The sequence below is a fragment of the Lacisediminihabitans sp. FW035 genome, from assembly GCF_054880895.1.
This window is the reverse complement of record NZ_CM142187.1, coordinates 2,260,535-2,285,872: the sequence shown is the minus strand read 5'-3', so window position 1 is coordinate 2,285,872 and position 25,338 is coordinate 2,260,535. Positions and strand designations below refer to the sequence as shown.

Below are 25,338 nucleotides of genomic sequence, written 5' to 3'. Positions count from 1 at the left end.
TCGGGCGGCCGTGCCGGTGGGGAGCGAGACCCCCGCCGATAAACTCCTTTCATGCCGACCCTCCTAGCCGCCTGCGTAGTCAGCGCCCTCCGCCCAGACCCCGGCGCTATAGGCATCACCGCCATCGACAAGCGCCCCGCGACCGGCCCGATCAGGGTCGGCCGCCTCGGCCTCTACGCCGACGTGCAGGCCGATCGCAAGAACCACGGCGGTCTCGACAAGGCCGTCTACGCCTACGCCCAGGAGGATGCCGACTTCTGGACCACGGAGCTTGGCCGCGACCTCCCGCCCGGCTGGTTCGGCGAGAACCTGCGTGTCACCGGACTCGACGTCTCGAACGCCCGCGTCGGCGAACGCTGGCGCATCGGCAATACCGTCGAACTCGAGGTCACCATGCCGCGCTCGCCCTGTGCCACCTTCGCCCGCTGGGTCGGGGGAGCGGACGAGCGGGGCTGGGTCAAGCGCTTCGCCATCGAGGGTCGCCTCGGGGCGTACCTGCGTGTCATCCGCACCGGTCCGATTGCCGCGGGGGACGAGATCGAGCTCCTCGCCGCGCCGGTCGACGCCCCGACCATCCTCGAAGTCTTCCGCTTCTGAGTCGCTGACCGTTCGAGCGGCCACCTCGGTCGCGCTAGTATGGATAGGTTGTCTTCGACGGGTTCGCCTTCGATCGACATCGGGCTGTAGCGCAGCTTGGTAGCGCACCTGACTGGGGGTCAGGGGGTCGCAGGTTCAAATCCTGTCAGCCCGACTAAAGGGTCGTACTAAAAACCGTCCCAAGAACTAACCACGAAATCCCTCCCAGTCAGAAGCGGGAGGGATTTCGTCGTTTCCGGGCTCGTGCGATCGCACGTTTCCAGCCCGGGCGGCTTCGCGGAGGGCCCGGAGCTGCTTAACGACGAAACGCGCCCGTTTCGGGGCGCGTCGAATTGATCTGTCATGCGGTGGGAAGTGTTGGGTGACGCTGGGGAGGGGCTAGGTTCTCAGCGGGGAAGCCAGCATGCCTTGGTGGTACTGAACGAGGATGGGGTCTTTTGGCAACGTGCCGGTGTAGCTGTTCACGCTCACTCGGTCTCGTCGACGCCCCATGACTTCCTTCTGAGGGTCGCGTGGTTTCCCGATCTGTTCCGCGGTCTTCTCCTTCTTGATGAAGGAGGTGATGGTTCGGAGGTTGAAGGTTGTCAGCAGAACGGCCATGAAGACGGCCGCAGCAGCAAATCCGCGAACGCGACGGCGCGACGTCGAGTCGATACTTTCCTGACCGCCATCTTTGGCATTGCCGTTTAGTCCTTCGATGCTGTTCCGGGCGTGCTTGTGAAACTCGACCCACTCCTTGCTCTTGTACTGGAAGCCCTGGCTTGTCCGCAGGTCGTCCTCTTTCTGAAGCGAGACAGAGTGTTGGCGGCAGATCTTCGGGAGGAAGTCGAGGTTAGGGGCGTCCTCTTCCTCGACTCGTGGACGCTCTTTGTCAGCGACGGTCGGAAGTGTTTTCCTGTCGCGCTCCATGAGCAGTTCGAAGATCGGGCACGTGACCGTGGGGCTATTGCCGCGTGCGGGGCAGCTGACGGGTTGACGGCCCTTCTCGTCGGGTCGTTCCTTCGCATGGACCTTAAAGGCCAGTCGCGCGTCAATTCTGATTTTGTAGACAGCGTCATCGACGCCGTTCTGCTGCTTCTCGTGATCAACGGACGCCATTTGGAGTGCGGTGGGTGTTCCTGGGCAGTACCGAGATCCCTCGATGAAGATGACTCCGTCTTTTGATCCGAGTTGCTTGTCTTTGCCCTGGGGGCCGAGTCGGTCGATTCTGTAGTCGGTCGATGGGGTCCATCCGAGCGCGTGTGCTGGCTGGTGAAGTCGCGCCACGGTAGCGTTCGCCCAGTACTGTTTGTCAGCGTCAGCGAGACCTGGGCTCAGGCCCGTAGCGAGGGCCAGGCGCATGAGCTCGACTGCTTCTTCGGATACTCCGATATTCGGCATGCTGAGGGTGGCGGCGACAGCGAGTTGGGGAAATCGGGCGTCTTTCGGGGACTCCGAATGGGTCTGCTGCACGGATTGGGGACAGTTTCTAGTCACGCAGCCAGTGCGGCTGGCGTGTTCATGATGGCCTCGAATTCGATCGGGGTCAAACGTCCCAGGCGGGGCTGCCGCCGGCGTCGGTGGTAGGTGCGTTCGATCCAGGTCACGATCGCGATGCGCAGCTCCTCCTGCGTTGCCCAGGAGCGACGGTTGAGGACGTTTTTCTGCAGCAGGCTGAAGAACGATTCCATTGCGGCGTTATCACCACAAGAGGCGACCCTGCCCATGGATCCGACCATGCGGTGAGCGGCCAAAGCGCGGAGGAATTTCCTGCTTCGAAATTGGCCGTATTCAACTGGTCGCTGTGAATCACGCACCCGGCGACGTTCCCGCGCATCGCGACGGCATTGTTGAGAGCGTTCACGGCCAGACTCGATTTCATCCTGGAGTCGATCGAGCACCCCACGATCCGGTTCGAGAACACGTCTTTGACCGCGCAGAGGTAAAGCTTGCCCTCCGTGGTGGTCCGGTGTTCGGTGATGTCCGTCAGCCAGAGCTGGTTCGGGCGCTCGGCGGTGAACTCATGACGGACGCGCCCGTCGCCGTCGGTGACGGGTCTGCTGCACGGTTCGGTGACAACCAAACCCTGGGCAGACCCCTCACTTACGAATCTTTGGTCTAGCGGTCGACCATGGACCGGATTTTGGCAGTCTTTTCTCGGTGCCGACGCATCGACAACTGCGCAATGCGGGGTGGGATCAAGATGGCGTATATGAGGGCCAAGCTGAGTATCCCTAAGATCGCCAGCGGAGCGAGGGCGTTTAACTCGGCAGTCTGATTATCGGTGTCCGGCGCCAGGAATAGAAGGGCAAAGACAGGGATCACACTGATGACAGATATGACGACCAGCCACGCTAGGACAGTCCAATAGCTGTCTTTCGGTATTGGTGTGCGACGAATTAAGACCCATTTTGTGAAGTTTCCAAGCTCCACGCCGCCCGATCCGATTGAGTGGAGGACCATCGTGCTCACCACCGCGACGAGGATCCCGGCCAGAATCAGCAGAACGTACGCTCCGATGAGGCTCAACCCGCCCGCCCGAATGCCGAATAGAGACAAGGCGATACCTCCTGGGCCAACCAATAGAGTGACGAGCACAGCCCTTCGCTGGATGCCTTGCCGCTCTAGCTCAATCTGTCGGTCTCGGGGCTTCGGCAGCTGTAGCGCCAGAACGACGTAGAGGCCGAGGAAGACAGAAAGAATCGCGGAGCACGTCTCGGTGTCGAGGTAGCGTAGCCCGGCGACATTTACCAGTGCGTTCAGTATTTTTGTAAATCCCTCAAGCAGATCACTCGTTGAGACCGCCTTAAGATCGAGCACAATCGGTGCACGGGTGCGCCTCGACGGCGCTTTGTAACTCTCATCACGTTCATACGCGTCCGCGTCGGCTGGCTGGCTGCACCGGCTCGTCTCGGCGATCTGGCCGCATGTGGCAATGGTGACATGTCAGTAGTGTCGGGGCAAGACGAATGAACGCCGCCGCCATGCCCCAAATCAATGAGCGCTCAAATGCTTGAAACGTCGGCCTCGCTCCCTTCAGTCGGCTCAGGTCCCGCTAATCGAGGTGGCTTTGCGTGATTGGCCGACCACTACCGATTTGCCAGGTCCCCACTACTGGTTGGAGGGCGTTCTGCCCTCTCCGGTTCCTTTGCAAGACTGCCCACGGCGCCCAGCACTATCGGTTCATAGGCAGAATGGGGACGGTCATCGTGTGTGCGCGACTCAGGGCAGCGGTACGGTCATCTCGCCATCTCGCTCTTGAGACGGGATGCGATTTCAGCTAGGACGGACTCCACAGAGTCATCACCTTCACCAATTCGAACCATGTGCCCACTGTCATCTGTCCACACGCCGTCCGGAGACACGACGTACCAGAAGCCAAAGTTGCCCTCGTAGACTACGAAGAAGGTGTAACTGCCGTCGGTTTCCAAACGAGGAACGACATCCTCGACACTGAGACGGTCTCGGACTACTACTGCGACCTTTTCAACGACTTCTGCCGTTTGCCGAGTGGGCCCATCGAATCCAGAGTCCCTGCGCCACTTCGCTGGAAGCGTTTCCCCAATCTGGGACAACAATTCCGGCATCGGTCCGACGGGTACCCCGTCGAGCAACGTTTTTCTAATGGAGTTGATCCCCTCCAACATCGCCTGGTCTGGATGTTCGGGATTGGAATCCTGGCCCTCGAGTGGGGATGTGTACTCGCTCATTACTGCCCACAGGACGGACTTAACGAGAGTTCGAGGAGTGAGCTCCTCGCCATCATCGAGCTCGACATCGTATGGGTCATCGTCGTACGTGCACTCGCTCCAGACACCCTGGTTGTTCGGAAAGTACTTGAGCGTTCGGCCGCGGACCTCAACTTCCAAGGCGTACCCATCGCGTGAATTCGACTGAGGACAAATGCTCATCGGAGTCGACGGAATGAAGTAGTTCAGATCTGCCTGGAGTTCGGCCGCAGCTGAACTGGCCACGCGCTCGTCACTTGCCTGGGCCGCTCGGGTTCGTTCGACGTTGTGTCGGTCAATTGATTCGGCGAGTGGGACGAGCAGTCGACGGGCCAATTCGTCGGCATCGTCGCTGGAGCGAATCTCGGCGTTCGCTAGCGCGACTAGAAACTCATACGCTTCGATGACGCGTCCCTGAATGATCACATCATCCTCAGTGTCATAGATGTCGTCCCCCGGTCGATCGGTGGACGTGGGGAAGAGATGCGGCTGAAAGTGGCGAACTACCGTCGCTGCAATGACAGCTGTAACCGCCTGCAACCCTGAATTTGCGCGTGACGGAGTATTTTCAAACGCTGCACCGTTGGTTGACGCTACCCACCAGCCACCCTGTTCCGCAATATCCACAACATGTGCGGGCCCGATGTGGACCCTGATGCCCTGAGTGCCGAGTGGGGCCGGAAACCTGGCTTTTTCCGTTGGGATGGTTGGCAAGTACTTGTCGAGGGCGGCCCGCACAAGGTCTAGATTCGTCTTACCAAACATCTTCGGAGGCTACAGCCTCGCTTCGAGGCCAGGCAACGCCCAATGTGGCGGTGCCTTTCGTGGGGTGCTTCTCGATACGCAGGAGCATCCAACGCGAAGAGCTCGGTGTTGCATGATCGTGGCCGGATTTCAACCGTCGCTTGCGGGAACTCCACGCAAAAAGAGGAAAATCCGGAGGGGTGTGGAGGAAAACGCCTTTCAGCCCCTGAAGTATGCCCCGTGTTTCTGGGGCGTACTGAGTTCTTAGTACAGCCCACTAAATGCAAAATGACTGCCGCGCTTTTTTGGCAGTCATTTCGCATTTATGGCGTGCTTACAGCGGGGTCCCCGACGCGCCGGTTCCAGCGCATCGCCCCTGGGCAGCATTGGCATGCGCAGGCCGCGATGTGACGGCCGTGCCGGTGGGGCGCAGCCCGACAGGTGACCTCGGACTCTCGGGTTCCCGAGATTCTTTGATGGTGAGATTCCTGAAGTTCACCGACTCCGATATGCGGGCCCACGGAACCTCCGGACACCTCGTCAGCCACAGGCTGGGGACATCTACCTGGAGAGTCAAACGTCTCGAACAACCCGCTGTGCCGCGGCAACTCCACGCGCGATCGTCCCAGCCTTCGGGCCAAGGTCGGCCGGGTTGCGAACTCGACCCTGTTAGGTTGGCGGGATGGTCGACCAGTCAGTTCGCGATGAGATCGCGGCGTTCGTTGCCGAGCGGGATTGGGCGCAGTTTCACAGCCCCGAGAACCTGGCGAAGAGCATCGCGATTGAAGCGGGGGAGTTGCTCGAGTGCTTCCAGTGGAATGCGGATGCTGACGAGGCTCGAGTGCGCGAGGAACTAGCCGACGTGCTCACGTACTGCTTGCTGCTCGCGGAGCGAATTGGCGCGGATCCGGAGCAGATCGTCCTCGACAAGCTGGCCTCCACACGAGCGAAGTATCCGGTGGACAAGGCGCGGGGGCGCAGCGCCAAATATGACGCCCTTTGAGATCGGGCGGCTCGACTTCACCCCGAATGCCGTCAAGACCTGGGCGTCGCTCGATCACCGCAACACCAACTGGCCGGTTGTCTACGTCTTGGACGACGCCAAGCGCGACCGAGAGGTCGCCACAAAGGTTCGTCTCAACGACGTCTATGTGGGGGAGTCCCGCAACGCCGCGGCACGGATGCGGCAGCACTTCGACTCACCAGAAAAGAAGCACCTTCGCACCATCCGCGTAATCGTCGATGAGACCTTCAACAAGTCGGTCTGTCTCGACCTGGAGTCGTACCTGATTCGGATGCTGGCTGGCGACGGCTCGTACCGGGTGCTGAACAGGAACGACGGGATCACTGAGGCCGACTACTACGATCGCGAGCAGTACCGCGAGTCCTTCCTCGAGGTGTTCGATCAGCTGAAGCGGGACGGCGTCTTCACCCGAACCATTCCTGAGATCGAGAACAGCGACCTTTTCAAGCTCTCACCGTTCAAGGCATTGATGCCGGACCAGGCGATCGCGGTTGAGGACATCCTCGAGGGCCTCTTTGAGGACCTAAAGTCAGGCGAGAAGAGCACGACCGTCATTCAGGGCGAGCCGGGTACAGGCAAGACTGTCCTCGCCATCTACATGCTCAAGTTGCTCGTGGACATCGCGGCCACCGCCCCTGCGGAATACCTCGATAGCGACACTCTCTTCTCCGAGTTCTTCGTCGAGGGCTATCAAGACCTACTCACAGACATTCGGATCGGCCTCGTCGTGCCGCAGCAGTCGTTGCGCGAATCGATCAAGAAGGTGTTCAAGAAGACCCCGGGATTGCATCCGTCGATGGTGATGACCGCCTTCGACGTCGGCTTCTCTAATCAGCACTTCGACCTGCTCATCGTCGACGAAGCGCACCGCCTCAACCAACGCGCGAATCAACCGTCAGGGGTGCAGAACAAGAACTTTCGGCTCATCACCGAGAAGCTCTTCGGAAACGACGACACAACGAAGACCCAGCTCGACTGGATCCGGGCGAAGAGTACGCACCAGATCTTCTTGCTCGACGCGGCCCAAAGCGTTCGGCCGGCCGACGTGCCTCTAGAGACGCTCGCTCTACTCGTGCGGGAGGCCAAGGCCGCGAATCGCAACTATCCGCTGCTCTCCCAGATGCGGGTTCAAGCCGGGTCGGACTACGTCTCCTACATCAGACGCATCCTCGGTTCGGGTGAACCGGTGGCTCCGGAGAACTTCGACGGCTACGGGCTTCGATTCTTCGACGACCTTGCTGAAATGCGCGAGGAGATCCGGCACAAGGATGCCGAGGTCGGGCTCTCTCGACTGCTCGCCGGGTACGCCTGGCCATGGAAGACCAAGAGCGACAAGACGGCATTCGACATCGAACTGGACGGCGTGCAGCTTCGCTGGAACAGCAAGCAGGTCGACTGGATCGCCTCGCCAAACGCCGTAGACGAAGTCGGCTCCATCCATACCGTCCAGGGATACGACCTCAACTACGCCGGTGTGATCATCGGTCCGGATCTTCGCTACGACCCTGTCAACGGCAGGCTGATCGTCGATCGAGACTCGTACTTCGACACTAAGGGCAAAGAGAACAACGATGTCCTGGGGAAGAAGTACACGGACGAGGACCTCCTGCGGTTCATCAGCAATATCTATGCGGTGCTTCTGACCCGCGGCATCCTGGGCACATACGTCTATGTGTGCGACCCGGAGCTTCGCGAGCACCTGCGGCAGTTCATCCCAAGCTCCTAGCGTCGACGGTTCGGCCTACCCCGCACTGGGGGGTTCTTTGCAGAGTTTCCCTCGATACGGTCGGACTCGGGGGAAACATGACGTCGACAGAAGACACGGCCCAGCACACCGACTTTGCCGGCATCCAGGCACTGTCCTCTCGGGCTGCGGGGTATTCAGTCGCGCGCAAGTGCCTCGAGGTTCAGTCGCAGGCGGAATCCCGAGATCCCTCGCTTCGGACTCCCGCGCGGGTAGCCCTCCATGACGATGCCTGGCCGTGGTACCAGGGCGCACTAGGTGAGATGGAGGTGGGCCGGCTGCTCTCCGACCTCGGCCCGGAATGGTTCGTCAGGCACGCCGTGCCGATCGGTGCTGGTACCAAGGATGTCGACCATCTGGTCATCGGGCCCGGAGGGGTTTTCGCGATCAACACCAAGCATCACGCCGGAGCAAAGGTCTGGGTGGTTGACTACATGCTCGGCGTCAACAACAGCAAGACTCGCCATCTCTCGGACGGTCGTCGCGACGCCATCGACGTGGCAACGAGACTCTCGGCGAAGGCAGAGTTTCCCGTCGAAGTGAGGCCGGTGATCGCCCTCGTCGACCCGGTGTCAGTGATTGATCGACGTGCCCCGCTCAACCGTCCCGTGGCGGTTCTCGATGCTCGCAAGCTCGTCGCATGGCTGAGGTCCCAGCCGCGGCAGCTGAGCGACACGAAGCTTTCGTTGCTCAAGCTTGCTGCGGAAGAGCCGGAAACCTGGCACATCGATCGCGAGGCAGCGAACACCCTTCGGGTGATGCCGCGTTTCGAGCGACTCATCGCGGATGTCGGAACTCCGAGCAGACCGAGGACGGCAACTCCCCGGTCCCGGACGACGCTCACACCCCGCCGCAGTCGCCCGGCTAGGACCAGCCGTCCGACACGCACGACACCGGCGGCACGAAAAGGTACGCGTGGACCATCGGCGGTCGACCTTGTGAAGCTCTGGTTCGCCGTGGCGTTCATCGTCATCGGCATCTTTACTTTTCGCTCGATTGCCAATCAGCCGTGCGTCCCTGCCGTCAGCTGCCTCATCCCGCCCCTCTACCTCGGAGTGAAACCCCTACTCATGCTGGCGGGAGCCGCCGCGATCGGCTTTGGCGGGCTCGCAACAGTGCGATGGCTTGTACGCACCGTAGGTCGGTGAGTCAGAAGTCCCGACTGAGATCGTTGCAGGTCAGGATGACTCAGACTGATTCAGAGCATGAGGGGGGCATCACAGTCGCAGGATCAGTCACCGATCGAGGCGTTCGCGCCGTATTCCTTCTAGAGGAAAACCGCTCTAGTAGTTATAGTGGAATATCTCGCTAAGAAGAATATGGGAAGGCAATGCCACCTTCGACGATATCGGAGTCTGACGCAGTTGACCTGCTCGTCGCTGCCGGCTTCGACGTGTCAGCGCGTCCCGATCAGCGTCGGGGCGTCGAACTTCTCGTGAGCCGCGCCGGCGAAACCGCCGTAGTGCAAGTCAAGGTGCGGCAAAAGACGATATACGAGTGGGATGCTCTACAACTGCTCGAGAATGCCCACGAGCGTGTCTTGGTCGTCGTGCCAATCGCGAGCCGCGGCCTCATCGACGCCGCGAAGCGTAATCGGCGGTTGGGCGTCGTGTCACTCAGGAATCGACTCCTTATCTGGAACCGCGAGGAGATTCACTCACCCGACGCGGTCGCGGAAACCCATGCGTCAATGACTGTGCCTGGCCGTCGACGCAAGCCGTGGGGTCGCTGGGCAATCATGCGTGCGTACCTCCTCGACGGGGAGCCTCGATCCCAGGTCGAGTTGGCGAAAGAAACCGGCGTGACGCAGTCCGCGGTGTCCAAGTCAAACAGCGCACTCGATGGCCTTATCGTCAGATCGGCCTCTGGTTGGAGGGCGACAGATCGCATAGCGCTCTGGGATATGTTCATGGCTGAGTACGCGGGTCCGGGCGGGATCACCACGCACTGGTACGGGCTGGACGCTGTCACTTACCAGTCGAATTCGGTTGTGGCCGCCGGTGCATCCGCTGGCTTACAAGTATTGAGCTCTGGAGATTCCGCAGCTGACAAATTGGCACCCTGGCGAGTTCCTGCGCGTGCTGTCGTCTACGCCACGTCGGGGATCGCCCTAGGCAAGCTTGGCTTTGCGCAGACCACTAATGAGCGCGCCACACTCACATTCACCGTTCCAGCCGACCAAACCATCTGGGCAACCGCAGCCTCATGGTCGCAACGAACCAACACGCCGACCGTCGATCCGGTCATCGCGGCATGGGATGTTAGGCGAACGGGTGGCCCGGACGCGGACGAGGCAGTTCAACGGATCCGTGATCTGGTGCTCGGGAGTGGAGGATCTTGAAGATCCGACGCTCGGTGGAGACGGTCGCGACCTCCAATGCTGACGACGCCGCCTACCTGGCGTTGGAAGACGTGGCCCGCATAACCGAGCACCTCGACGATGTCCGTGTCGGCGGCGGCCATATGGCCCGCTAGCTGCTAACCGCATTCCCGGTCGCCAAAGCCATCATCCGGCGCACGGCCGACGCGGACGCCGCCATATCGACATCGATCGCCGCCACTGGGCAAATCCACCGTGCACTGACGGATGCGGGATACGTTACCGCGAGCGGCAACCACTATGCCAAGGGACCCCTCGAGATCGACCTACTCGTGCCGTCCAGCACAAGTAAGTTTGTGTAGGCAGAACACGGAGGCCGCGGCTTCGACGCCGCACCTGGCCTCCTGCGTGCGTTCGCGATGGAGCCCATCCTTCTCGATGTCGGCGCCATGCTTACCGATGGGAGCCGCCACGAGTTCGTAGTCCGGGTGCCATCGGTCGAGCTCGCGGTCAGCCTCAAGGCCTACGCAACCATCTCACGAGCGGCACCGAAGGACCTCACAGACCTCTACAACCTGCTTAGCGTCGCGAACTCGTACGACGCAGGCCAAATCGGCGCATGGACATTGAACGGTCACCTTCGGGGCACCCGTCTCGACACCGGCCGCATCCTCCACAACATCGCGGACAACGCTCGACCAAGTGCTCTGGTCCTCGAGGCGGGGATCCCGCAGGAGCGACTCGTCGCCCTGATCCGAAAGCTCGTCACCGACCCACGATAGCGACCGAAAGAGGGGCAATTTAATCGAGCAGAACCCCTGCTTCAGTGAGTGCTGCCACCATAGCGTTCTCGGTTCGAGTCGTTTTGGGTGCCCATTACTTTCCCATCGAAATGAACCGAGAACGACCTGTCTTGTCCGCGTACAACCGTGAGAAGCGGACCGCCCGGTTCCCTGCAAACGCGAGGAAACCCGCGAGTTCCCGAGGCATTGGGCAACGACCAGATTGGGCCTTAGCCTGCAGGTGGTCGCAGGTTCAAATCCTGTCAGCCCGACAAAAAAGTCCCGGTGAATCGCTAGATTTGCCGGGACTTTCATGCGTTTGGTTTGATTGACCCCGTCACATTGAGCGGTGGTCTCCTTCAAGTTCGCCAACGGGACGGCTTTGCCCTGGTCCGGCCCGACACTATGGGCCGTTTTGTAATGCCTAGGAAGTCCAACGAGAGCGACTGATCGGGAAGAGGAACACTCGGCAGGCGTGCACGAGCGCCTAGAACACCCACTTCTCGGCCGTGTTCTTGACCGACTGGCTCACCGCCTACCCGGCCGCGATGTTCGTCACGGGCAGGGTTGAACAGAACTCGCCCGACGCGTTCCCGCCGTCGTGGCCGATCAGGTCGATCTCCACGAAACCGGGGACCGCGTCGTCCCAATCGGCCCAGGTGCGGATCGGGATCTGCGACTTCAGCAGCGTCCCGGGCTTGGTATGCGACCGACCCCGCGAGACCAGTTTCGCGCGCCCTGTGGCCAGTCGACGGTCGATGGTGGCCGCGCTCATCCGTACCAACAGGGCCGCTTCCGCGTCGGTGAGCAGTCTTTCCGCGGCCATCCGAGTTCTTGGTGCAGCTCGGGGCATAGCCATCCGGTGTCTCTCCATGCGCCGATCAGTAGGTCGTCCGGGAAGGGCACGGTCGACTCAGCTCCTAGCGCCATCCTCGTCGATGCCGGGCGGCGGCGTCGAAGTCTGGCGGACGATGGAATTGGCCCGGGGAATGAGGATAATGACGGAAATGAGTTCACCCGGAATGTGGATGACGGACGGCGGCCTCGAGACTGCGCTGATCTTTGGCGACGGCTTTGATTTGAAGCACTTCGCGGCATTCCCTCTCTTGTACGAGGAAGCGGGCCGAGCCGCATTACGTCGGTACTTCGAGAGCTTTCTCACCATGTCGGACGACACAGGGATGGCTTTCGTCTTCGGCACTCCCACGTGGCGTGCGAATCGGGACTGGGGCGCCAAGCTGGGGTACTCGCGGTCAGATCTCGTGAAGGCCAACGCGGACTCGGTGACGTTCGCGCGCGCTCATTGCTCAACGATCATCTGTCCTGATAGAGGGTGTGATCGGGCCGCGGGGTGACGGATACGTGGTGACCGATCGGATGGGCGCCGACGAAGCGGCGGACTACCATCGCGAGCAGGTCTCCGCTTTTCAGGAAGCGGGCGCGAACCGGGTGGCGGCTTTAACGCTCACCTACCCTGAGGAGGCTATCGGCGTGGTGCGCGCGGCGCAGGCGTGCGCTATTGCGGTGGTGCCCTCGTTCACCGTGGAAACGGACGGTCGGTTGCCTGACGGCACGCACCTCGGCGACGCCATCGCTCAGGTCGACGATGCGACCGGCGGCGGGGCGTTATTCTTCATGGTGAATTGCGCCCACCCTCGCCACGTTGCCCAGGCTCTTGGGGGCTCGGTGACACGAGGTCGAGTGGGTGGGCTGCGAGTCAACGCCTCTCTACTCAGCCACGCCGAGCTGGACGAGGCCGAGGAACTCGACGAGGGCGATCCAGTGACGCTCGGAAGAGACAATGCCGAACTGCGGGAGATGCTTCCCCACATCCAACTGCTCGGCGGCTGCTGCGGCACGGACGTGCGCCACGTTCGCGAGATCATCACATCCTGGTGATCTCGATCGCCGGAATAGTGCTGTGACGCCCACCGATTCGTAGTCAGAGGCGGATCGAGTTGAGGGAGGCGTCGATGGGTCCAGTCCATTGGCTGAGGGCGACGGTAAAGCCCTGAATCAGGCGGTCGAAGCTGCGGTTGATGTCGGCCTTGAGGGCGAACCCCCCCGACGTTTCGAGAGAGATGAATCCGTGGAGTACCGAGCGGAAGGCGCGGATGGCGTCCACCGAGTCGTCGCCATCCAACTCGTAAGCGGTGAGCACGTCGGCGATGACTTGGATGGAGGCCTTCATGGTGGTCTCATCCTCGATGTCCCCGGGGGCAGGCGGAGTCTGCGATACCTCGTACCGGCCGGGATAGAGGATCGCCCAGTTGCGATAGGCGTGTGACATCGCAAAGATCGCGGCGGCACCGGAGCGGCCCACCGCTGCCCGCGAAACCGCTTCCCCAAGTTGCCGTTTGGCAAGGAGCGAGACGCTCCGGTGAAGGCCGGCGAGCGAGTCGATGTGCTTGTACAGCGACGGTTGCTTGACGCCCAGGCGCGCCGCCAGCGCGGCAAGAGTGAGGGAGTTGAGCCCGATTTCATCGGCCATAATCGCTGCGGCCTCGACGACGCTGTCGCGGGTCAGCCCAGCCTTAGGCACGGGGAGCGACCGTTGCGAGGAAGCTCAGCACCGCGGGCGTCGTGATCTCGGGCTGCTGGGACTGAGGGTAGTGGCCAGCCTCGGGAACCATGACAACCCGGGCATTCAGCTTCTTGCCGATCCAATTTGCTTCCCCTGCGGGGTCCTTGAAGTCGGGGTCGCGCTCGCCCATGATGACGATCGCCGGTGCCGTGACATCACCAAGGCGGGCCTCGGCCGGGTCGTGCGTTGTCTGGCTGGTGGTGAGCGAGAACGCCTTGCCGTAGCCGGGACGCTTGAGGCTGGCGATGACTGCAGAACGGTATTCCTCGAAATCGGCCGGCTTCTTGCCCTTGTAGAGGGTCGGCATATACGCCTTCCACATCGACGCAACCCAGAGCGGCGCCATCATCGCGCGGAAGATCCACGCCTCAAACGCCGACGATGGAGGGTTGCGGACGAAAGGACCAAACAAAACAAGACCAGAAACCTTCGTGGGATGTTCCGCTGCGACGATGACGGCGGCACCGGCAGCGAGCGAGTTTCCGCCGATCACCGCTTTCCCGCCGAGTTCATCGATGAGGGCTTCGATGTCGCTCGCGGTCTCTGTGTCGCCGTAGGACGAGAACGTGGTGTCGCTCTCGCCGTGCCCGCGAAGATCCGTAGCAGCTACGGTGTAGCCGGCATCAACCAGCAGAGGAGCCAAGTAGCGATATCCGGCACGGAGATCGCCCATACCGGGAACTAGCACCACAAGGGGTCCCGCGCCCTGCACGTCGTAGGCGATGCGGCCTTCGGGGCGTTGGATGTACAAAGTCGGCGGTGTCTGGGCTGAGAGGGCTGATGTCATATAGCTAGTGTTCATTGCCGTTTAGCTATTGTCAATAGCCAATGACGGACAGGCTCTAGAGATCGTGTCGTAATTCCGCCGGATCGCGCACAACGTGGCTTGTGGCGAGAGCCGAAGGGGGGAATTCGAGGTAGATCTTGGCAGGGCGAAGCGCCACGCTCGCACTCCTTTTTCGTCGGCAGGCTCCGGCACGACGCGGGTATACTTTCGGCGAACGTGACACGATCCGAGGAGGTGAGCCCGATGCACACACTGTCCATATGGGCGCTCCTGACGGGGTCACGATCGCGCGACTGATGTAGCCGTCGCGGAGGAGCGCTGCACGCACTCTCAGAAAGCTACGACGATGAACTCTTCACACCTGATGCCCGACCTCTCGCCACAACACTCGCGCACCGCACTGGTCCTCGGTGGGGGCGGATCCACCGGCAACGCCTGGCTGATCGGCGTGATCGCAGGCCTGTTCGAGTCGGGGTTGGACGTGACGACCGCAGACCTCACCGTCGGCACATCGGCCGGCTCGACCGCCGCGGCCCAGCTTGCCGGCGCGGATCCGAGCGAGCTGTTCGCGGCCATCCTCGCCGCGGCGCCCCCGCAGCGCCCCGCTGGACTAGGTCCGACGCGTGCGGTATCCGATCACCTCCAGCAGCTCACCGCGATCATCGCGTCTTCGGGGGATGCGGCCGAGATGCGCCGAAAAATGGGCGCTGCCGCCCTCGAGCGAGAGGCGGCGTCGGATGGTTCGTGGCAGACCCAATGGCGCGCTACAGTCGCCTCTCGGCTGCCGGATGCGCGTTGGTCGGAGCGAAGGGTGATCATCACGGCAGTCGATGCCGAGACCGGCGAATCGGTTCTGTTCGACCGTACAAGCGGAGTCGAACTGGTGGACGCGGTGGCAGCCAGCTGCTCCAGTGGCCTTCCGTACCGGATTGGCAGCACCCTCTACATCGACGGTGGCTACCGTGCTAATGCGGAGAATGCGGATCTGGCGGCAGGGTCCGAGAGGGTGCTCGTGTTGTCACCCTTCGGCGGCCGGTCTCTGCATCCGCTGGCCTGGGGCACGCATCTTTCAACGCAGGTCGACGGCCTCCGCGCACAGGGCAGCAGGGTTGAGACGATCTTCCCAGACGCGAGTTCCGAGCATATGTTCGGAGCCAATGGGATGGATCTGTCGTTGCGCGCGCCCGCTGCTCGCGCAGGCTACGACCAGGGTCGCGACCTCGCCGGGCACCTCACCGAGTTCTGGCGCTGATGGCAGGAGACGGGAGGCCAGCGAACGGGCCGGCGCAGCGATTCAGCCAGACGGAGTTGCAGGCATTCCGCGGCCAGACGTTGCCCGACCTGATTCCGCAGCCCCTGAGACTGCTTCTGGTCGGCATCAACCCGGGCTTGCTCACCGTCGCCGTGCAGGCTCATTTCGCACGCCGCGGGAACCGGTTCTATCCCGCCCTGTTCCGGGCGGGCATCACGGACCGGCTCATCGACGCGTCATCCGGATTGCGTCCGGACGACGAACGACATCTCGCCGACCGAGGGATCGGGATCACGTCCATCGTTCCCCGAGCCACCGCGCGAGCATCCGAACTCACGGACACTGAATTGCGGGAGGGCGGGGTGGCCCTGCGAGCGCGCGTCGAGCCCTGGCAACCGGTAGTCGTCGCGTTCCTCGGTATCAGCGCCTATCGGGTCGCATTCGACGCGCCGAAGGCACTGGTGGGGAAGCAGCCGGAGCGGTGGGGTGGGGCACAGGTCTGGGTCGTGCCCAATCCGAGTGGGCTGAATGCCCACTCGTCGTTGGCCGACCTCGCCGCGGCCTATCGGCAGGTTGCGATCGCCGCCGGCATCGCGGTTTACGACGTCTGATCGATCAGCTACAGCACGTGCTCGCGCAGGAAACTGCCTATTCGTGCTGTCGCCTCCGCAGCCTCCGGAGTGCCCACCATCAACTGGTAGACGTGGGGCAGGCCCTCGCCGACCTCGAGTCGACCGCGAGGCGGCCACGGGGTCACTTGCAGTACGCATCCTTGAAAGCAGCAACGGCAACGGCAAAGGCCGCTTTCTGCTCCTCGGTGGGATTCGTACTGCTGAGGTAGGTCGACAGGGTCTTCGCATCCTGGTTCAGGGAATACGCATTATTCATTCCCGCCGTATTTTCAGCGAGTTTGAGGAAGAGGCTTTCGGTCGTTTCGGGCTTTCCATCGAGAACCGTATCGATGGTTGTGCCGCAGACCGGGTCGGTCCGAGAGAGTTTCTGGGTACCGGCGATGGCGGCTTTCGCATCGGCCCATTGCTGACTCGACAGGTACCGTGCGAGATTCGTTTTGAGTTCCGCTCGAGGCAGACTCGCATGCGGATGCGCTTCCGAGACATCCCGGATTACCGCCGCGCCTATCCGAGAAAAGTCATCGCTCAGCGCAGCGATTCTCGAACAGCCGGCGAATGAGAACACGACCAAACCGGCCACCGAGACAGCGGCGAGCATGCGGGAGTGGGAGGAGATCATGGGTCCTCGATCCGCGGGTCGGGTACCCGCATCTGCGCATCAGTATCCACCGGAACACATCGAGGGTCAACGCTCGGTCTTGGCCGACCGCCATTCGCTCACCCACGGCGATCCGCGTCTAGAGCGCGTCGTGCACCGCCTGCACGAGCTTCACCCGCTTGTCGATGGTGAAGTCGTCGGGGTAGCCGCCGTGCGCGCCGTCGACGACCGCGATCACCTGGTCTCCGAAGCGAGCCACGAGATCGTGACCGCTACTCTGCGCGCTGTCGCCGACACCCGACAGCGGCGTCGGCGAAGTGCCGCCACCGAACTTGTTCTGGTACGAGGTCACCGCGGCCGCTCCCCCGGACGGGTAGACGAAGACCGACATCACCAGGAGCGAGGCCAAGTCTTCTCCTGCACCCTGGTAGGCGCAGACATCGATGGGAATTCCGTCCTGCACCGATGTGCCGGCCGAGGCCGTGGCGAAGGTGCGCCCGGTCGCCGTGATCACGGTCTCCAGAGGCAGCGCAGCGCACACATCGATGTTCTCGACTTTCTGCTCTCTCTTGGCCCGGGGCTGTTCCGGGGGGCTCGGCGCCACGGACGTAGCGGATTCGGCATCCGACGTATTTCGAGGAGTGGTACCGCCTGCCGAGCACGAGCTCAGCAGGAACGCCGCGGTTGCGGCGGAGGCGATGATGGCGACGGATCTGGCGTTCACGGGGCAATCCCTCTCGCGATCGGGAGCGCCGAGGCTGTGAGGGTCCGGCACGAGCCTCAGCGAGGCTTCACACGACAAGAGGGCGGAAGGCCGGGATTGATACACGATCCGGCCACCGCACGGGCGTTTAGGACTCCCCGCGCAGCGTGGCCACGGTCTTCGCGACACGACGGGCACGAGTGTCTTCGGCCTTGGCCTCCGAGATCGACCGGGCATGTTCTTTTCGCTGGCTGTACGGGAGCTTCTCCCAGGCAGCGTTAGCCGTCGCATCCGTCGCCAACACGAGGGCGAGCGCGTCCGGCACCTCGACCTCTCGAGGCGCCTCGTCGCGCACGATCGTGACCTCGACTGTGTCGCCACCGCCAAATCCGGATGCCGCGCGATGCTCGGCATTCAGGCCCACCAGATTCAGCCCGCCCATGACCGCCGTCGTGTTGCGATAGCTGTAGCCGCCGTTCAGGGTGATGACCACTGGGACACGTTTGCCGCCGAGTTCGGCGACCGCCGCATCCGGAATCACGATGCCGACGTTGTTGCCGCTCTGCATCAACTCGGTGGTGAAAGTGGGCATCGGGTGACCCTCTCCGTGGGTAAGTATGTGAAGGGATTCTAGAGCGCGTCGAGGCGCTCAGCGACACCTGCCGGGAATCCGCCCGTGGCGATGGGACTTCAGCCAGTGGGCATGATGCGGATCAGCTAGGTGGAGATCACGATCCGCCCCTCGGAGTCGACCCGCCGGCGACGGGCGAGATCTGCGGTCGATCATCGGTGCGGGTGGTGGCGAGCAGATGTATCTGACCAACCAGGGCGGACTCCTACAGAGTGACGCGACATCGTGTCGCGATGGAAGAGGGCATTCGATGAGGTATGACGTTGCTGACGGTGCGCGGGGTGAACTGCCGCTCACAATCGATGAAGAACTCGAGCTCGGCGACCAGGTCGGCGAGCCGGACTGGTTTGATCTGAATCGCCTGCGCAATCCGGCAGAGGACCGGATCGAAGCGGCCGGCTGCGTGGCGCTGGAGACGCGGCTGTTGAAGGAGGTGCGAATCCACAGCGTTGAGGAATGGACACCGGAAAACGCGGAAGTGATCGTGGGAGGACCGCGTTCGCTGGGGCGCCCCCGACCGTCGATGCTGCGACGATTCAATGGATCTCCGGTCGAACCGGCGAACTTCACCCAGATCTACGATGGTGAGAGTCGCCAGGTGTACCGGTCGACCAGCGCGCCACTCGTGCGTGTCGGTCAGCTGAACACCAGCCTCGGCGGGAGCGGATCGGCCGCCCTGATCGGCACGTCCACGATTCTGACCGCGTCCCACGTGGTGAAGAAATCATGGTCGCCAGGGGGACCGGTACTGGGGGCAGTCACCTTCACTCCGGGCATGTTCGACGGATCGTCGGTGCTCGGCGCCACCTGGACGGCCAACGTGATCGGCATCGCGGCATGGGAGCAGTTCGTGGGACAGGACGGCTATGACATGGCCGTCTGCCAACTCGATCAGCCCTTTGGCAAGTGGCTCGGCTATTTCGGCTATCGCGCCTATGACGACGACTGGGAGGATCTTCGGGTGTGGTCACACGCGGGGTACCCCTTTGACCTCAGCCCCTCTGGCAATCGTCCGTGCTACGAACTGGGAATCTCCGTGCATGACGACGACAGCGACAGTTACGACACCCTCGAATTGGAAACGAGAGCCGATATCGCCAGCGGCCAGTCGGGCGGACCGTTGTGGGCACGCTGGACGAACGGTGGTCGCCAGATCATCGGAACGTTGAGCGGTCGTGAAGACAACTTCGCGGAAGAGAAGAACAGCCTCTTCGCCGGCGGCAACGGTTTAGTGCGACTGTGCCAGTGGGGACGCGACAACTGGGGCTGATGGTCGGGGTTCGCGCCCGCCTCAGAACTCGAACACGAGACGGGCGGGCACCTTGCTGGACAGCACCTCTGCCATCGCCTCGTTCACCTGGTCGAGGCGGCGGCTCTCGGCGATGACCGTCGTGCGGCCGGCCGCATGGAGGGCGAACACCTCGGCGAGATCCTGCCGCGTTCCCACGATCGAGCCGATGATCGAGATGCCCTTGAGTACCGTCTCGAAGATCGGGATGCTCATGGTGCCCTCGGCGGGCAGCGCGACGCAGATGAGCCGGCCGCCGCGCCGCAACGAGGCGAAGGCCTGCTCGAATACCCGCGGGGAGGCGGCGAGAACCAGCGCGACATCCACACCTCCGAGCGCCTGGATGGCTTCGACCGGGTCGACCTCTGCCGCGTTCACGACGAATTCGGCGCCGAGTGAGACGGCGAGATCGAGTTTCTCCTTCTCGATGTCGACGGCAACGACGCTTCCGCCCATGATTCGGGCGTACTGCACGGCAAGGTGACCGAGGCCACCGATGCCGAAGATGGCCACGCGCTCGGTCGGCACGATCGAAGCCACCTTGAGCGCCTTGTACGTGGTCACTCCCGCGCAGCTGAGGGGGGCCGCATCCATGGGTGTTATGCCCTCGGGCACCCGCGTCGCGAAGCGGGCGGAGACGACGGCGTACTCGGCGAACCCTCCGTCGATCGAATAGCCGCTGTCGAGTTGCTGCTCGCAGAGGGTCTCCCGGCCGTCGATGCAATAGCGGCACTCACCGCAGGCGAATCCGAGCCAGGCGATCGCGACGCGGTCGCCGAGCTGCGGGCTGGTGACGCCTTCCCCGAGCTTCTCCACGATTCCGACCCCTTCGTGGCCGGGCACGATGGGCAGCGTCGGCTTGACCGGCCAGTCGCCGTGGGCGGCGTGGATGTCGGTGTGGCAGAGACCGCACGCCTCGAGACGCACCAGTACCTGTCCGACACCCGGTTCGGGAATCTCACGATCTTCGATCGTGAGCGCTTCGCTGAATGTGGTGACGACGGCGGCCTTCATGGGGTGTCCTCTGATCGTGATAGGTGGGAGTAATCTCACCCTCGCCCACTCTCAGGTCGGGGATCGGGCCAAAGGTCCCGAGGTTCCGCCCCGGGTATGGGGTTCAGGAGTCGCCCGCTATTCCGATCCCCGACACCACCCGCCGCAACGCCATCCCGTACTGCTCCTCGCTGCCGTATTGGCTGAGGTGTTCAGCAACCGAGATCGTGAGCGGGAATCGGTCCGGCGGCAGGCGTGCGAGGTCGGCTGCCAGCGTGGCTTCGGGATCGATCTGCGCACGCCTCGCGTCGCGGGCGACGCTGAAGGCGAACCATCCATAGTTCAGCGCGAGGATTGTGCTGAATCCGGCCACGGCAGCGGCCCCCCGCACCCCGCCACGGGCAAAGATGCCCAGTGCGTGTTCCCCGAGGATTGAGCCGTTGATGCCTGGGTTGGAGTGGGTGAAGAGCGGAACGATAGCCCAGGGGTGGCGCGCCATCACGTGGCGATGGTCGAACGCGAAGTGGGTCAGGTCGGCGAGCCAGTCCTCTGTCGGAGGCCGGAGCGTCACTCGCCCGAGTACTCGGTCCAGCATGGCGTCGATGAGTTCGTCCTTCGTTGCGAAGTAGCGATACAGCGCCATTGGGGATGCTTCCATTCGCAGGGCGACGGCACGCATCGTGAGCGCGTCGAAGCCTGCGAGCGCCACCTCTTCCGCAGCGAGGAGTATCTCGTCAGCGCTGACCGAACTGCGCGATCGCCGGGATCGAGCTGTGGAGCGGTTCTCTGACATTGCTTGACACCCTTTCGCGTACGTTGTACGTTACTCATCACGTACACCGTACACTAACCCTCAGGAGGAACACGATGAGCTCGACACTCCCACCCCGAGAAAGTTCACCCGGCCTTCGCCGCGTCACCGGCACGCTGTTTGCCGTCGGTGCGATCGCGTTCGGCATTTCTGCGTCGGTCCTCGCCGCGACCTTTGACTGGCCGGACATCCTGCGAGAGAGCGCGGATATCGTGCTGCCGGCATTCGCGGCCGGAGGAGACACCCTCGTCTGGACCTGGTTCGCCACGTCTTGGACCTACGCGATTCTCGCGGGGCCGCTCCTGCTGCTCCCCGTCGTTCTCGGGCGCGCCAATGACCCCGTGCTGAGGGCCGCGACTTCGATCGGCGCGGCATCAGTGGCTTTCTCGTTCATCGGGTTCCTGCGCTGGGTCTTCGTCGTGCCCGCGCTCGCCCGGAGTTGGATGTCCGGGGACGCGACGACCAGGTCCGCGGTCGAAGCCGCCTGGCTGGCCCAGCACCAGTTCGGGGGTGCGCTGCTCGGAGAGCACCTCGGCCAGCTCCTCGCGATCGTGTGGTCGCTGACCGTCAGCGTGATAATCCTGCGCAGCCGGGTGCTTCCGCGCTGGCTTGGTGTGGCAGGAATCGCGACCAGCGTGCTGTACCTCCTCAACCAGGGAGACGTGATGAACACCGCACTGCCCACCTTCCCGGTCCTTGATCTCGCGGGCCTGGTGGGAAGCACGGGTTGGGGACTGTGGGTTGCGGCGCTCGGTGTCACCCTCATCGTGCGGCCGGTCGCGGTGTCCGAGCGGCGGGAAACTCTGGTCGCGAGCAACGCGTGACGCTCTCACTCGAGCGGGTAGGCTCCCCACGCGGACCACTCCCGCCGAAAGAGGAACACATCCCCATGAGCCTGCGTTTCGAGGAGCTGGACTTCCAGCCGACACCGATGGGTGATCTCACCCTGCGCCGCCGCGTCGAGCCGACGCTCGGCGTGGACGTGTTCGAGGTGAAACTGGGGGAGGAGTTCCTCATGTCCAGCCTGTTCACCGTGGCAGAGGAGGAGCTCGCGACCCTCGGGCTCGCCGCCGTCGACGGCACGGATCTCACTGTCATGGTCGGCGGTCTCGGCCTCGGGTACACCGCTGTCGCAGCCCTCGCCGACAGTCGGGTGCGTGCGATGACGGTGATCGACACCCTTCCCGCCGTGATCGACTGGCATCGGCGTGGCCTGCTCCCGGTCTCGGCGACCCTCACCGACGACCCGAGAACTGAGCTGGTTCTCGATGACTTCTTCGCGCTGATGCGACGAGAGCCCGCCGCATCCGCACGCTACGACGCGATCCTGCTGGATGTCGACCACTCGCCACGCCACCAGCTCGACCCGAGTCACGCCGATCTCTATACGATCGACGGGATGCGTGCGCTGGCGCGACACCTCGAGCCCGAGGGCATCTTCGCCCTGTGGTCGGACGATCCCCCCGACGAGGAATTCGTGGCTCAGGCATCCGCCGTGTTCGAGACCGTTGTGGCGCACGTGGTCGACTTCGACAACCCGCTCACGGCGGGCGTCTCCTCGAATACGGTCTACGTGGCAACCCAGCACTCCCGGCCTGTCATCCATCCGTAAGGATTGCGGCGGGTCCACCTGCGATCTCCACGCGTAGCATCGCCGCATGACAAGCGAAAACGGTGTGGACTACACCGCCCTCAGGGCCCTCTACGTCAACTGCACCCTGAAGAGGAGTCCGGAGCTCAGCCACACCCAGGGGCTGATCGATCGCAGCGTCGCGCTGATGCGCGCCCAGGGGGCGACCGTCGACACCATCCGCTTCATCGATCACGATGTCGCCACCGGCATCTATCCCGACATGCGCGAGCATGGTTGGCCGGCGGACGCCTGGCTCGAAGAGATCTGGCCCCTGGTGGAGGCCGCGGACATCCTCGTGATCGGCGGCCCGCTGTGGCTCGGGGACAACGCCTCCATCACCCGCAAGTTCATCGAGCGGCTCTATGCGATGAGTGGCATGTTCAATGAGCGCGGCCAGTACGTCTTCTATGGCAAGACGGCGGGAGCCCTCATCACCGGCAATGAGGACGGAGTGAAACACGCGGCGATGTCGATCCTCTACAGCCTTCAGCACATCGGCTACGTCATCCCGCCCGCAGCGGATGCCGGCTGGATCGGCGAGGTCGGCCCAGGGCCGAGCTATCTCGACCCCGGATCGGGCGGGCCGCAGAACGACTTCACCAACCGCAACACGACGTTCATGACCTGGAACCTGTTGCACCTCGCGCGGATGCTGAAGGATGCTGGCGGCATCCCGGCGTTCGGCAATCTGCGCGAGGCGTGGAACGCGGGAGAGCACTTCGGGTTCGACGAGAATCCGGAATACCGCTAGGGGCTTTTCCGGTCGCGGGACCTTGGACCCTGATTCCGAAGTGTGGCAGGCGTTGACTCGTCCTACACGACAGGAAGGTCACCCCATGAAAGCGCTCGTCTACAAAGGCCCCGGCCAGAAGAGCTGGGAGGATGTGCCGGATCCGGTGATCCTCGCTCCGACCGATGTGATCGTGAAAATGGTGGCGACCACGATCTGCGGCACCGACCTCCACATCCTCAAGGGGGACGTGCCTGAGGTGGAGGTCGGCCGCATCCTCGGCCACGAAGGCATCGGAGTGATCACCGAGATCGGCGGCAGTGTGAGCCAGCTTGCGGTGGGCGACCGGGTGATCCTCGCCTGCGTCAGTTCCTGCGGACAGTGCTCCAACTGCCGAAAGGGCCTTTACAGCCACTGCCTCAACCCGGAGGGCATCGCCGGAATCGGCTGGATCTTCGGCTACATGATCGACGGAACCCAGGCCGAGTACGTGCGCGTGCCGTTCGCCGAGAATTCCGTCTACAAGGTGCCGGAAGGCGTGACCGACGCGGAGGGCATCCTGCTTTCGGACATCCTCCCCACCGGGTTCGAGATCGGCGTGCAGTACGGCAAGGTCACGCCGGGCGACGTCGTCGCCGTGATCGGGGCCGGTCCTGTCGGACTCTCCTCCGTGATGACGGCCCGCCTCTACGGTCCGTCGAAGATCATCGCCATCGACCTCGACAACGCCCGGCTCGCGCGCGCCACGGACTTCGGAGCCACCGACACCGTCAACTCCGGCGACGCCGACTGGAAGGAGCAGGTGCTCGCTCTCACCGACGGACTGGGGGTGGATGTCGCGATCGAGGCCGTCGGTGTGCCCGACACCTTCACCATGGCCACCGTCATCGTGCGTCCCGGAGGACACGTCGCCAACATCGGGGTGCACGGCAAATCCGTAGACCTCGCGCTCAATGAACTCTGGATCAAGAACATCGACATCTCGATGGGACTCGTGAACACCAACACACTCGGGATGCTGCTGAAGCTCGTGGCGGAGCACAAGCTCCCCGCCGACAAGTTCGTGACCCACGAGTTCGGGTTCGACCAGGTGCTCGAGGCGTACGACGTCTTCGGTCACGCCGCCGAGCACGATGCGCTGAAGGTGCTGATCCACTAGCACCCGATGAACGAAAGCGGGCGGGGCCCTCACCTAGGTGAGGTCCCCGCCATTTTTCGTGGGGTGCACCCCGGCTGTTCTTTTAGTTGTAGCGTCAAGCAAACGGGTAGACTCGTGGCATGGACGATCCCCGCTGGTTGACACCCGAGCAACTCCACGCCTGGATTCGACTCGTCTCGGTGGTCGAACTGCTGCCCGGCACGCTGGATTCCCAGTTGCAGCGCGATGCGGAGCTCACGCACTTCGAGTACTTCACCCTCGCGATGCTGTCTGAGGCGCCCGAGCGCACCCTGCGCATGACCGCTCTGTCCGCCGTCACCAACTCCACCCTCGCCCGGCTCTCCCACGTGATCGCGCGGCTGGAGAAGCGCGGGTTCGTCGCTCGCACGCCCTGCGCAGAAGACCGCCGTGCCACCAACGCGTCACTTACCGAACAGGGGTGGCAGAAGGTCGTTGCGACTGCGCCCGGTCATGTCGCGACCGTGCAGGACTCCGTGATCGATGCCTTGGATGCCGAGGACGTCGCCGATCTCGACCGCATCATGGGCCGCATCCTCACGAAGCTCGACCCCAACAACCGCTTGCGCAGGTGGGATAGCGACTAAGGGTCCGCGAAGCG

29 protein-coding genes, 1 tRNA gene and 1 pseudogene are annotated in these 25,338 nt (G+C 63.0%); 18 read left to right on the top strand and 13 right to left on the bottom strand.

The window, feature by feature from the left end; translation table 11 throughout:
- Positions 1–51 precede the first annotated feature (51 nt).
- Together ACVXZ4_RS10970 and ACVXZ4_RS10965 are read left to right on the top strand one after the other, a co-directional pair.
- Entirely contained in the window at positions 52–597 is a 546-nt protein-coding gene (locus ACVXZ4_RS10970; protein WP_461794883.1) for an MOSC domain-containing protein, read from the top strand.
- 80 nt (positions 598–677) lie between these two features.
- Positions 678–751 (top strand) — tRNA-Pro (locus ACVXZ4_RS10965).
- 224 nt (positions 752–975) lie between these two features.
- On the opposite strand, the gene ACVXZ4_RS10960 is transcribed toward ACVXZ4_RS10965, so the two are convergent.
- The 4 genes and pseudogenes from ACVXZ4_RS10960 to ACVXZ4_RS10945 all read right to left on the bottom strand — a co-directional run bounded on the left by ACVXZ4_RS10960 (position 976) and on the right by ACVXZ4_RS10945 (position 5,069).
- Positions 976–2,049: a hypothetical protein gene (locus ACVXZ4_RS10960; RefSeq protein WP_461794882.1), complete on the bottom strand. Its 1,074-nt coding sequence runs from the start codon at positions 2,047–2,049 to the stop codon at positions 976–978.
- Between the two features lie 20 nt (positions 2,050–2,069).
- Positions 2,070–2,617: pseudogene (locus tag ACVXZ4_RS10955) on the bottom strand (IS3 family transposase); the annotation flags it as partial.
- A 77-nt stretch (positions 2,618–2,694) separates the two neighbouring features.
- Positions 2,695–3,396, bottom strand: coding sequence for a hypothetical protein (locus ACVXZ4_RS10950; RefSeq protein ID WP_461794881.1), 702 nt, complete (start codon positions 3,394–3,396; stop codon positions 2,695–2,697).
- A 419-nt stretch (positions 3,397–3,815) separates the two neighbouring features.
- Positions 3,816–5,069, bottom strand: a complete 1,254-nt coding sequence (locus ACVXZ4_RS10945) for a hypothetical protein (protein ID WP_461794880.1) — start codon at positions 5,067–5,069, stop codon at positions 3,816–3,818.
- 661 nt (positions 5,070–5,730) lie between these two features.
- On the opposite strand from ACVXZ4_RS10945, the gene ACVXZ4_RS10940 reads away from it, so the two are divergent.
- The 6 genes from ACVXZ4_RS10940 to ACVXZ4_RS10915 all read left to right on the top strand — a co-directional run bounded on the left by ACVXZ4_RS10940 (position 5,731) and on the right by ACVXZ4_RS10915 (position 10,918).
- Entirely contained in the window at positions 5,731–6,051 is a 321-nt protein-coding gene (locus ACVXZ4_RS10940) for a nucleotide pyrophosphohydrolase (protein ID WP_461794879.1), read from the top strand.
- Positions 6,038–7,798, top strand: coding sequence for a DNA/RNA helicase domain-containing protein (locus ACVXZ4_RS10935; RefSeq protein ID WP_461794878.1), 1,761 nt, complete (start codon positions 6,038–6,040; stop codon positions 7,796–7,798). Before ACVXZ4_RS10940 ends, ACVXZ4_RS10935 begins: the two co-directional genes overlap by 14 nt.
- 77 nt (positions 7,799–7,875) lie before the next feature.
- Entirely contained in the window at positions 7,876–8,964 is a 1,089-nt protein-coding gene (locus ACVXZ4_RS10930) for a nuclease-related domain-containing protein (RefSeq protein ID WP_461794877.1), read from the top strand.
- A 182-nt stretch (positions 8,965–9,146) separates the two neighbouring features.
- Entirely contained in the window at positions 9,147–10,157 is a 1,011-nt protein-coding gene (locus ACVXZ4_RS10925; protein WP_461794876.1) for a hypothetical protein, read from the top strand.
- Positions 10,154–10,291, top strand: coding sequence for a hypothetical protein (locus ACVXZ4_RS10920; protein WP_461794875.1), 138 nt, complete (start codon positions 10,154–10,156; stop codon positions 10,289–10,291). The genes ACVXZ4_RS10925 and ACVXZ4_RS10920 overlap by 4 nt, the downstream gene beginning before the upstream one ends.
- 264 nt (positions 10,292–10,555) lie before the next feature.
- Entirely contained in the window at positions 10,556–10,918 is a 363-nt protein-coding gene (locus ACVXZ4_RS10915; protein WP_461794874.1) for a hypothetical protein, read from the top strand.
- Positions 10,919–11,453: 535 nt separating this feature from the next.
- Here the strand turns inward: ACVXZ4_RS10915 and ACVXZ4_RS10910 are convergent.
- Positions 11,454–11,744, bottom strand: a complete 291-nt coding sequence (locus tag ACVXZ4_RS10910) for a hypothetical protein (RefSeq protein WP_461794873.1) — start codon at positions 11,742–11,744, stop codon at positions 11,454–11,456.
- A 172-nt stretch (positions 11,745–11,916) separates the two neighbouring features.
- Between ACVXZ4_RS10910 and ACVXZ4_RS10905 the strand changes: the two genes are divergently transcribed.
- Positions 11,917–12,273 carry a hypothetical protein gene (locus ACVXZ4_RS10905; RefSeq protein ID WP_461794872.1) on the top strand — a complete coding sequence of 119 codons (357 nt, stop codon included), beginning with the start codon at positions 11,917–11,919 and terminating at the stop codon, positions 12,271–12,273.
- A gap of 10 nt (positions 12,274–12,283) precedes the next feature.
- On the top strand, positions 12,284–12,817 hold the full coding sequence (locus ACVXZ4_RS10900) for a homocysteine S-methyltransferase family protein (protein ID WP_461794871.1): 534 nt from the start codon (positions 12,284–12,286) through the stop codon (positions 12,815–12,817).
- 43 nt (positions 12,818–12,860) lie between these two features.
- On the opposite strand, the gene ACVXZ4_RS10895 is transcribed toward ACVXZ4_RS10900, so the two are convergent.
- Entirely contained in the window at positions 12,861–13,460 is a 600-nt protein-coding gene (locus tag ACVXZ4_RS10895) for a TetR/AcrR family transcriptional regulator (RefSeq protein ID WP_461794870.1), read from the bottom strand.
- Positions 13,453–14,289 carry an alpha/beta fold hydrolase gene (locus ACVXZ4_RS10890; RefSeq protein WP_461794869.1) on the bottom strand — a complete coding sequence of 279 codons (837 nt, stop codon included), beginning with the start codon at positions 14,287–14,289 and terminating at the stop codon, positions 13,453–13,455. The genes ACVXZ4_RS10895 and ACVXZ4_RS10890 overlap by 8 nt, the downstream gene beginning before the upstream one ends.
- 346 nt (positions 14,290–14,635) lie before the next feature.
- Here ACVXZ4_RS10890 and ACVXZ4_RS10885 point away from each other — a divergent pair, with 346 nt between their 5' ends.
- Positions 14,636–15,541, top strand: coding sequence for a patatin-like phospholipase family protein (locus tag ACVXZ4_RS10885; protein WP_461794868.1), 906 nt, complete (start codon positions 14,636–14,638; stop codon positions 15,539–15,541).
- Positions 15,541–16,152 carry a mismatch-specific DNA-glycosylase gene (locus ACVXZ4_RS10880; protein WP_461794867.1) on the top strand — a complete coding sequence of 204 codons (612 nt, stop codon included), beginning with the start codon at positions 15,541–15,543 and terminating at the stop codon, positions 16,150–16,152. The genes ACVXZ4_RS10885 and ACVXZ4_RS10880 overlap by 1 nt, the downstream gene beginning before the upstream one ends.
- Before the next feature lie 8 nt (positions 16,153–16,160).
- Here ACVXZ4_RS10880 and ACVXZ4_RS10875 read toward each other — a convergent pair whose 3' ends face one another.
- The 4 genes from ACVXZ4_RS10875 to ACVXZ4_RS10860 all read right to left on the bottom strand — a co-directional run bounded on the left by ACVXZ4_RS10875 (position 16,161) and on the right by ACVXZ4_RS10860 (position 18,066).
- On the bottom strand, positions 16,161–16,298 hold the full coding sequence (locus ACVXZ4_RS10875) for a hypothetical protein (protein ID WP_461794866.1): 138 nt from the start codon (positions 16,296–16,298) through the stop codon (positions 16,161–16,163).
- Complete coding sequence (locus tag ACVXZ4_RS10870; RefSeq protein ID WP_461794865.1) at positions 16,295–16,792, bottom strand: hypothetical protein; 498 nt, start codon at positions 16,790–16,792, stop codon at positions 16,295–16,297. The genes ACVXZ4_RS10875 and ACVXZ4_RS10870 overlap by 4 nt, the downstream gene beginning before the upstream one ends.
- A 118-nt stretch (positions 16,793–16,910) precedes the next feature.
- Positions 16,911–17,495, bottom strand: coding sequence for a hypothetical protein (locus ACVXZ4_RS10865; protein WP_461794864.1), 585 nt, complete (start codon positions 17,493–17,495; stop codon positions 16,911–16,913).
- Positions 17,496–17,622: 127 nt separating this feature from the next.
- Complete coding sequence (locus tag ACVXZ4_RS10860; protein WP_461794863.1) at positions 17,623–18,066, bottom strand: YdeI/OmpD-associated family protein; 444 nt, start codon at positions 18,064–18,066, stop codon at positions 17,623–17,625.
- Between the two features lie 289 nt (positions 18,067–18,355).
- Here ACVXZ4_RS10860 and ACVXZ4_RS10855 point away from each other — a divergent pair, with 289 nt between their 5' ends.
- Positions 18,356–19,375 (top strand): trypsin-like serine peptidase, encoded by a 1,020-nt coding sequence (locus ACVXZ4_RS10855; RefSeq protein WP_461794862.1) that lies wholly within the window; start codon positions 18,356–18,358, stop codon positions 19,373–19,375.
- 21 nt (positions 19,376–19,396) lie between these two features.
- Here ACVXZ4_RS10855 and adhP read toward each other — a convergent pair whose 3' ends face one another.
- Both adhP and ACVXZ4_RS10845 read right to left on the bottom strand, forming a co-directional pair.
- Positions 19,397–20,407 carry an alcohol dehydrogenase AdhP gene (gene adhP, locus ACVXZ4_RS10850; protein ID WP_461794861.1) on the bottom strand — a complete coding sequence of 337 codons (1,011 nt, stop codon included), beginning with the start codon at positions 20,405–20,407 and terminating at the stop codon, positions 19,397–19,399.
- 103 nt (positions 20,408–20,510) lie between these two features.
- Positions 20,511–21,179, bottom strand: a complete 669-nt coding sequence (locus ACVXZ4_RS10845) for a TetR/AcrR family transcriptional regulator (RefSeq protein WP_461794860.1) — start codon at positions 21,177–21,179, stop codon at positions 20,511–20,513.
- Positions 21,180–21,253: 74 nt separating this feature from the next.
- On the opposite strand from ACVXZ4_RS10845, the gene ACVXZ4_RS10840 reads away from it, so the two are divergent.
- The 5 genes from ACVXZ4_RS10840 (at position 21,254) to ACVXZ4_RS10820 (ending at position 25,324) form a co-directional block, all read left to right on the top strand.
- A complete protein-coding gene (locus ACVXZ4_RS10840; protein WP_461794859.1) occupies positions 21,254–22,021 on the top strand; it encodes a DUF4386 domain-containing protein in 768 nt (255 codons plus the stop codon).
- Between the two features lie 65 nt (positions 22,022–22,086).
- On the top strand, positions 22,087–22,809 hold the full coding sequence (locus tag ACVXZ4_RS10835; protein WP_461794858.1) for a spermine/spermidine synthase domain-containing protein: 723 nt from the start codon (positions 22,087–22,089) through the stop codon (positions 22,807–22,809).
- Positions 22,810–22,855: 46 nt separating this feature from the next.
- Entirely contained in the window at positions 22,856–23,581 is a 726-nt protein-coding gene (locus ACVXZ4_RS10830; RefSeq protein WP_461794857.1) for a flavodoxin family protein, read from the top strand.
- A gap of 85 nt (positions 23,582–23,666) precedes the next feature.
- The gene (locus ACVXZ4_RS10825; RefSeq protein WP_461794856.1) at positions 23,667–24,719 is read left to right on the top strand and encodes a zinc-dependent alcohol dehydrogenase family protein; all 1,053 of its coding nucleotides are present in this window, start codon (positions 23,667–23,669) and stop codon (positions 24,717–24,719) included.
- A 119-nt stretch (positions 24,720–24,838) separates the two neighbouring features.
- Positions 24,839–25,324: a MarR family winged helix-turn-helix transcriptional regulator gene (locus tag ACVXZ4_RS10820; RefSeq protein ID WP_461794855.1), complete on the top strand. Its 486-nt coding sequence runs from the start codon at positions 24,839–24,841 to the stop codon at positions 25,322–25,324.
- Positions 25,325–25,338: the final 14 nt, after the last annotated feature.

Coding starts and splice junctions, on each gene's coding strand:
- ACVXZ4_RS10970 (WP_461794883.1), top strand. CDS start 52: ATGCCGACCCTCCTAGCCGCCTGCGTAGTCAGCGCCCTCCGCCCAGAC.
- ACVXZ4_RS10945 (WP_461794880.1), bottom strand. CDS start 5,069: ATGTTTGGTAAGACGAATCTAGACCTTGTGCGGGCCGCCCTCGACAAG.
- ACVXZ4_RS10940 (WP_461794879.1), top strand. CDS start 5,731: ATGGTCGACCAGTCAGTTCGCGATGAGATCGCGGCGTTCGTTGCCGAG.
- ACVXZ4_RS10935 (WP_461794878.1), top strand. CDS start 6,038: ATGACGCCCTTTGAGATCGGGCGGCTCGACTTCACCCCGAATGCCGTC.
- ACVXZ4_RS10930 (WP_461794877.1), top strand. CDS start 7,876: ATGACGTCGACAGAAGACACGGCCCAGCACACCGACTTTGCCGGCATC.
- ACVXZ4_RS10925 (WP_461794876.1), top strand. CDS start 9,147: ATGCCACCTTCGACGATATCGGAGTCTGACGCAGTTGACCTGCTCGTC.
- ACVXZ4_RS10915 (WP_461794874.1), top strand. CDS start 10,556: ATGGAGCCCATCCTTCTCGATGTCGGCGCCATGCTTACCGATGGGAGC.
- ACVXZ4_RS10910 (WP_461794873.1), bottom strand. CDS start 11,744: ATGGCCGCGGAAAGACTGCTCACCGACGCGGAAGCGGCCCTGTTGGTA.
- ACVXZ4_RS10905 (WP_461794872.1), top strand. CDS start 11,917: ATGACGGAAATGAGTTCACCCGGAATGTGGATGACGGACGGCGGCCTC.
- ACVXZ4_RS10890 (WP_461794869.1), bottom strand. CDS start 14,289: ATGACATCAGCCCTCTCAGCCCAGACACCGCCGACTTTGTACATCCAA.
- ACVXZ4_RS10885 (WP_461794868.1), top strand. CDS start 14,636: ATGAACTCTTCACACCTGATGCCCGACCTCTCGCCACAACACTCGCGC.
- ACVXZ4_RS10880 (WP_461794867.1), top strand. CDS start 15,541: ATGGCAGGAGACGGGAGGCCAGCGAACGGGCCGGCGCAGCGATTCAGC.
- ACVXZ4_RS10870 (WP_461794865.1), bottom strand. CDS start 16,792: ATGATCTCCTCCCACTCCCGCATGCTCGCCGCTGTCTCGGTGGCCGGT.
- ACVXZ4_RS10860 (WP_461794863.1), bottom strand. CDS start 18,066: ATGCCCACTTTCACCACCGAGTTGATGCAGAGCGGCAACAACGTCGGC.
- ACVXZ4_RS10855 (WP_461794862.1), top strand. CDS start 18,356: ATGAGGTATGACGTTGCTGACGGTGCGCGGGGTGAACTGCCGCTCACA.
- adhP (WP_461794861.1), bottom strand. CDS start 20,407: ATGAAGGCCGCCGTCGTCACCACATTCAGCGAAGCGCTCACGATCGAA.
- ACVXZ4_RS10845 (WP_461794860.1), bottom strand. CDS start 21,179: ATGTCAGAGAACCGCTCCACAGCTCGATCCCGGCGATCGCGCAGTTCG.
- ACVXZ4_RS10840 (WP_461794859.1), top strand. CDS start 21,254: ATGAGCTCGACACTCCCACCCCGAGAAAGTTCACCCGGCCTTCGCCGC.
- ACVXZ4_RS10835 (WP_461794858.1), top strand. CDS start 22,087: ATGAGCCTGCGTTTCGAGGAGCTGGACTTCCAGCCGACACCGATGGGT.
- ACVXZ4_RS10830 (WP_461794857.1), top strand. CDS start 22,856: ATGACAAGCGAAAACGGTGTGGACTACACCGCCCTCAGGGCCCTCTAC.
- ACVXZ4_RS10825 (WP_461794856.1), top strand. CDS start 23,667: ATGAAAGCGCTCGTCTACAAAGGCCCCGGCCAGAAGAGCTGGGAGGAT.
- ACVXZ4_RS10820 (WP_461794855.1), top strand. CDS start 24,839: ATGGACGATCCCCGCTGGTTGACACCCGAGCAACTCCACGCCTGGATT.